Below are 5,361 nucleotides of genomic sequence, written 5' to 3'. Positions count from 1 at the left end.
TTGTCGATGATGTTGAGACGTTTCATGCAGAATTCCGCTCCTTTCCCATGCTTTTCCTTAGGAGCAGTATAACCAGAGTGGGCACCGCTTATGCGAAGGTTAACTTTTCAATGAGCATGTATATAGTTTTGTAGGGAATTGTTGAATGCAACATAATATCTATAAGGATCTAACCTGTTCGGGTTTCATGGCGGCGAATGGCCACAGCTTTTTGAGGGTTTCTTTTCCTCGCGATGTTTCCGTTTGCCCGTGTGCTCTTGTCACGCCAGACTGAGCCATTGCATAAGATAGTAGCAGATTCCAAGTGTGAGGAGAGTGAACAGGCAATTGAATCCGAATTACGTCCATCCGTATATTAGCACTCAGTGGCCCTACCCGATGTCCAGTTACTTCCCCCCTCATTATGGCTGGTGGAGCTGGTCACCGTATGCTTGCGGTATGCTACAACATGCAAGGAACGACAGGTTTCCTCCCATCAAATTGAGAGATTACGGCGGAAAACCGTTCGTTGTCAATATTGAGAGAGCCGCCGAGCAAAATCAAAATTTCCGAACCGCATTATGGACAGGAAAACATTTGCAAGTGACGTTGATGAGCATTGAGGTAGGAGGAGATATCGGACTGGAAGTTCATCCGAATGTGGACCAGTTTATTCGTATTGAACAAGGACAGGGTCTTGTGCAGATGGGGGAACGAAAAGACCGTCTGGATTTTGAAAGAATAGTGTCCGAAGATGACGCGATCATGATTCCAGCTGGGACGTGGCATAATGTGACCAATATAGGGCATGTTCCCTTGAAGCTATATTCCATTTATGCTCCGCCCGAGCATCCGTTTGGCACGGTTCACAGGACGAAAGCCGAGGCCATGGCCGATTATCGGTGACTGATTTGGCAGTTTCGTTGGAAACCAGAGTTATGTCAGGTTTTCAATTGATTATAGGAAAAAGTAGCCGCAGAGCCCTTCGTCAGGGGTGTTCTGCGGTTTTTGCTTTCAAACGAGGGGTGCCGCCTGCAACATTTAGGGGTTCGTTTGGCAGAACGTCGCGGCTCATCAAAGCGTTTGTGCAGCTTGTTCGCTTCGGTTGGGCGCAGGCGCAATCTTGCGTGTTTCCGGTTGTCATTTTTGCCTCATTGGCGCTGACGAAGATCGCGCCGCTTCCGCTATTGCCGCGGTATGATTGGCTGCTTGTTATTTGCCTGCTCATGCAATGGTGGATGGTGCGGTCAGGGATGGAAACGCGGGATGAACTCAAAGTGATCACCTTGTTCCACGTCATTGGACTTGCGCTCGAGCTGTTTAAAGTGCGCATGGGTTCGTGGTCGTATCCGGAGGAAGAGGGGTATACGAAAATCTTTGGCGTGCCCTTGTACAGCGGCTTTATGTATGCGAGCGTCGCCAGCTATCTTTGCCAGGCGTGGCGAAGGCTGAAGGTGGAGTTGGTGCAATGGCCGCCGTTTTGGATGGTCGTTCCTCTCGCTTCGGCGATTTACTTGAATTTTTTCACCCACCATTATTGGGTGGACGTTCGTTGGTGGCTCTCAAGCCTCGTCATGCTTGTCTTTTGGCGGTCATGGGTGACGTATGAGGTCGGAGGAATCCGCTACCGGATGCCGCTTGTTTTGTCCTTTTTGCTGATCGGGTTTTTCATCTGGATCGCGGAAAACATCGCCACCTTTTTTGGCGCTTGGCAATATCCAAACCAGGCGAAGGCGTGGAGCCTTGTTCATCTTGGGAAGGTGAGTTCGTGGTGTTTGCTCGTTATTGTCAGTTTTCTCATCGTGGCGACGTTAAAGCAAGTGAAAACAATGGCTGTGACAGAGGCAGTGGAGCGTTCACATGAAGATGGAAAATCGTTGTAAGCCGAGCAGGGCGGGGATTTGGCCGGTCGTTGCTCGGCTTTTTTCTTGATGAGCCGCCCGCTCCTCACGGAAGCTGTGCCTTGATTTCTTCAATTTGCGCGAGGTGGCGCTGTTCATGGTAGCCGACAAATTCCACCCATTGCTTCAAATTCAGTGGCCCAAAAATGGGATGCGGGAACGATTTGGCTTCCAAGTCAGCCGGATTGGCTTGCTCTGTGATTTGGCGCAACCGTTGCCGCGATTGATGCAATTTTTCTTCCAGTTCGTGTCGAGTGAAAAAGCGGTTGTCCGGGCGGGCGAAATCAGGCGCCTCCACTTTTTTGGAACGGTCAACGGTCAAGTGGATCGGTTTTTCCTCAACCGGCTGACTCTCGCCATGCTTTAATGTATGGGCGATCATGGCTGCGATCGATGTTTCGATTAAGTACAGGTGTTCGAGCACTTGGGCGATGGTCCAGCGGCGATGGCCGCGATTTCGGTTAATCGTTCTTGATACGCGGGCAGCTTGGCGCATGCTTCCGCTGAATAGTATGGCAGCCCGACTTCGCCGATGGCGGCGAGCAGCGGCCGCTCTTGCTTGACAAGTTCTGTCCATTCGTTCCAATCGGCTTCGCTTGGCAGCGGTTGCTCGGGATGAAAACCGATGGCGGCGTAGACGAAGGAAGGGAATCGCTGTTTCAACTCGAGCGTTCGGTGGCTTGAGCGCAAATCGGTGGATACGGCGACGACGCCGATGATGCCCGCTTCTTGCCAACGGTTGATTTGTTCCTCGATGTCCGTGTACTGGTCGAGATGAATATGAGCGTCGATCATCCACAGCGACCTCCCCTGTCCTTTTGGCCGTACGATCGCCAACTGCAGCTTATCCCCATTCCTTATCAATCTGGTACTTGCGGATGCGGTATTGCAAGTTTTGTCGGCTCAAACCAAGCGCTTTGGCCGTTTTGGTGATGTTGAAGCCGTGATGCTGCAGCGCCTTGCGGATGTAGTAAATTTCGACTTCTTCCATGTATTTGTCAAGCGGCAACATATCTTCCGTATCGAACAAAAAGTCCGTTTTCGCTTCGTCGGGCGCCAGCTTGGCTCGAAAAGGGGCAGGCAGATGGGCGAGGGTGATGGTTTGTTCTTGTTCCATCGTCGCCATCGTTTCCAACATGAAGGCCTCAAGCTCGCGCACGTTGCCGGGCCAGCTGTAAGCAAGAAACGCCTCTTGCACGTCATCGCCGAGTCCTTCGACATGTAGGCCATAGCGCTCGTTGCCTTGACGGATGAAATGGATAGCGAGCGGCAAAATGTCCTCTTTCCGTTCGCGCAACGGCGGCAGGACGATGCAGTGGACGGCAATTTGGTAGTAAAGCGATTTGATCAATTCTCCGTTTTGGACCGCGTCAATCGGGTCGCCGCTTGTCGAGGCGATGAGGCGAACGTCCGCACGAACCGGTTCTTGGCCATGGGCGCGGACAAACTGTTTTTCTTGCAGGAAACGGGCGAGTTTTTGTTGAAGCGGCAGGCTTAACGAGTCAATATCGTCAAGCAGGACGGTGCCGCCGTCCGCTTGTTCAAACAAGCCGGGCTGGATCTCGCCGCCTTCTTCGCTGCCAAACAGCATCGTTTCCATCCAATCGTCCGGAAGCGACAGGCACGTTTGCGCAAAAAACGGCTTGGCCCGCCGTTCGCTTTCATGGTGAATGCAGGAAGCGAGCAAGTCTTTTCCTGTCCCTTTCTCCCCAATGAGCAGCACAGGCGCTTCCGAGCGGGCGGCATGACGCGCAAGGCGGATGGCCTTTTGCATCGCTTCGCTTTGGCTGATGATATCGGCAAACGTGCGGCTGGCTTCCTTGCGTTGGTGGTGTTCTTGGATCAGTTTGCGGAACTTCGTGATGTCTTTGGCGATTTCCACGGCGCCGATGATGCGCCCGTCTTTTTGCAGCGGGTGTGTTTGATTGACCGTTGTCACGGCTTGTCCTTTGTTATTGAAATAGGTTTGCTGCTTGTTCAGAATGCTTTCACCGGTGCGCAGCGCTTCAAGCAATGTGCTCGGCTGCTCCGGGTTGAAGCGGAAGACGTCCAAAATGTTTTTATCGAGCACGTCCTCGATGTTCATACCCTCGATGTCCCGCATTTTCCGGTTGTAAATGACGGTTTTCCCATGTTGATCGACGGCATGGACGCCAAGGTCGATCATTTCGAGAATTTGCTCATACATTGATAAAAGCGTTTCCATATCCCGGTTCACGATCAGCACCTCTCTTTTTTGTATTATAGCATAAGGTGGACGGGAGACAGGAAGGGAAAGAAAGATGTGAAAAATTTTTTTGCTAAATATATTGAAAATAGACAAAAATAGTTCCATAATAAAGTTATAGTTTATTATAAATTGACAAATAGATTTGCAGTAAGGGAGGTTCTGTTCCCTTTCTCGGAATGTAAGCGGTTGCGAAATCGATCATAGAGAGGGGAGAGTTTTCGGGTGCAACCCGTGCAAGAACTGAAACGAGAGCTAAAAAGCAGGCATTGATTTATGATCGCGCTAGGTGGGGTGATCGGCACCGGTTTGTTTTTAGGATCGGGTTATACGATTCATGAGGCGGGGCCAGGCGGGGCCGTCGTTGCGTATACAGCCCGATCCGTTTTTCCCGAATTTTACTGATCATGGCGGATTGTTTCCAAACGGGTTTTGGGCCATCTTTACGACGATGATCCTCGTGAACTTTTCGTTCCAGGGGACGGAATTGGTCGGCGTGGCGGCAGGGGAAAGCCGCGAGCCGGAAAAAACGGTGCCGGTTGCGTTGCGCAACACCGTATGGCGCATTTTGATCTTCTTTATTTTGGCCATTTTTGTGCTGGCTGGTTAGTTTCCGTGGGAGAAAGCCGGCGTTGTGGAAAGCCCGTTTGTTGAGGTGTTTGACAACATTGGCATTCCGTATGCAGCCGATATCATGAATTTTGTCATCATTACCGCGGTGCTGTCGGTGGCCAACTCAGGGTTATACGCGACGTCGCGCGTCCTCTGGTCGATGTCGCGCCAAGGCATGGTCAGTCCGTTTTTCAGCAAGCTATCGAAACGCGGTGTGCCGATCAACGCACTTATTGCCAGCATTGCCATCGGCTGCTTGTCGCTTTTGTGCAGCATTTACGCTGAAGATACAGTGTACGTTTGGCTGACGGCGATCGCGGGATTTGGCGCCGTCACGGTGTGGGCTTCCATCGCGCTGTCCAGCTATTTTGGACGAAAAGCGTTTTTGCGTGAAGGCGGCGATGTGCGCGATCTGAAATACCGGACGCCGTTGTATCCGTTCGTGCCGCTCGCGGCGTTTGTGTTGAATATGGCGACGATCATCGGGCTGGCGTTTATTCCATATAGATGCAACGAAGAAGTTTAACATATCCTTGACGGAAAAGCGGTTTGTCCATTTTCGACTGTCGAAGGCAAGCCATAGGCTTGCCCCGTCACGCCAAGGCGTGACGGAAGACCGAACAACCACCTGCTTCACAGACC

At 51.6% G+C, this 5,361-nt stretch carries 4 protein-coding genes and 2 pseudogenes; 3 read left to right on the top strand and 3 right to left on the bottom strand.

Going from position 1 to position 5,361, the window contains the following annotated elements; all coding sequences use genetic code 11:
- Positions 1 to 327: 327 nt before the first annotated feature.
- Positions 328 to 885, top strand: a complete 558-nt coding sequence (locus IKE44_RS10210; protein ID WP_033016520.1) for a cupin domain-containing protein — start codon at positions 328 to 330, stop codon at positions 883 to 885.
- Between the two features lie 167 nt (positions 886 to 1,052).
- A complete protein-coding gene (locus tag IKE44_RS10205) occupies positions 1,053 to 1,862 on the top strand; it encodes a DUF817 domain-containing protein (protein WP_033016521.1) in 810 nt (269 codons plus the stop codon).
- 64 nt (positions 1,863 to 1,926) lie between these two features.
- Here IKE44_RS10205 and IKE44_RS13865 read toward each other — a convergent pair whose 3' ends face one another.
- The 3 genes and pseudogenes from IKE44_RS13865 to IKE44_RS10190 all read right to left on the bottom strand — a co-directional run bounded on the left by IKE44_RS13865 (position 1,927) and on the right by IKE44_RS10190 (position 4,098).
- Positions 1,927 to 2,376 (bottom strand): DinB family protein, encoded by a 450-nt coding sequence (locus IKE44_RS13865; RefSeq protein WP_080706547.1) that lies wholly within the window; start codon positions 2,374 to 2,376, stop codon positions 1,927 to 1,929.
- Positions 2,310 to 2,675, bottom strand: a pseudogene (locus IKE44_RS13860) (TatD family hydrolase); the annotation flags it as partial. The pseudogene IKE44_RS13860 and the gene IKE44_RS13865, both read right to left, overlap by 67 nt.
- Positions 2,676 to 2,724: 49 nt before the next feature.
- A complete protein-coding gene (locus tag IKE44_RS10190; RefSeq protein WP_287465816.1) occupies positions 2,725 to 4,098 on the bottom strand; it encodes a sigma-54 interaction domain-containing protein in 1,374 nt (457 codons plus the stop codon).
- A 285-nt stretch (positions 4,099 to 4,383) separates the two neighbouring features.
- Here IKE44_RS10190 and IKE44_RS10185 point away from each other — a divergent pair.
- A pseudogene (locus tag IKE44_RS10185) lies at positions 4,384 to 5,221 on the top strand (amino acid permease); the annotation flags it as partial.
- Between the last annotated feature and the right edge of the window lie 140 nt (positions 5,222 to 5,361).

The organism is Geobacillus sp., assembly GCF_017515625.1.
Classification (GTDB): Bacteria; Bacillota; Bacilli; order Bacillales; family Anoxybacillaceae; genus Geobacillus; species Geobacillus stearothermophilus.
Note: the sequence above shows the minus strand (reverse complement) of the source record. Positions and strands in the feature narration are given on the sequence as shown.

Coding starts and splice junctions, on each gene's coding strand:
- IKE44_RS13865 (WP_080706547.1), bottom strand. CDS start 2,376: ATGCGCCAAGCTGCCCGCGTATCAAGAACGATTAACCGAAATCGCGGC.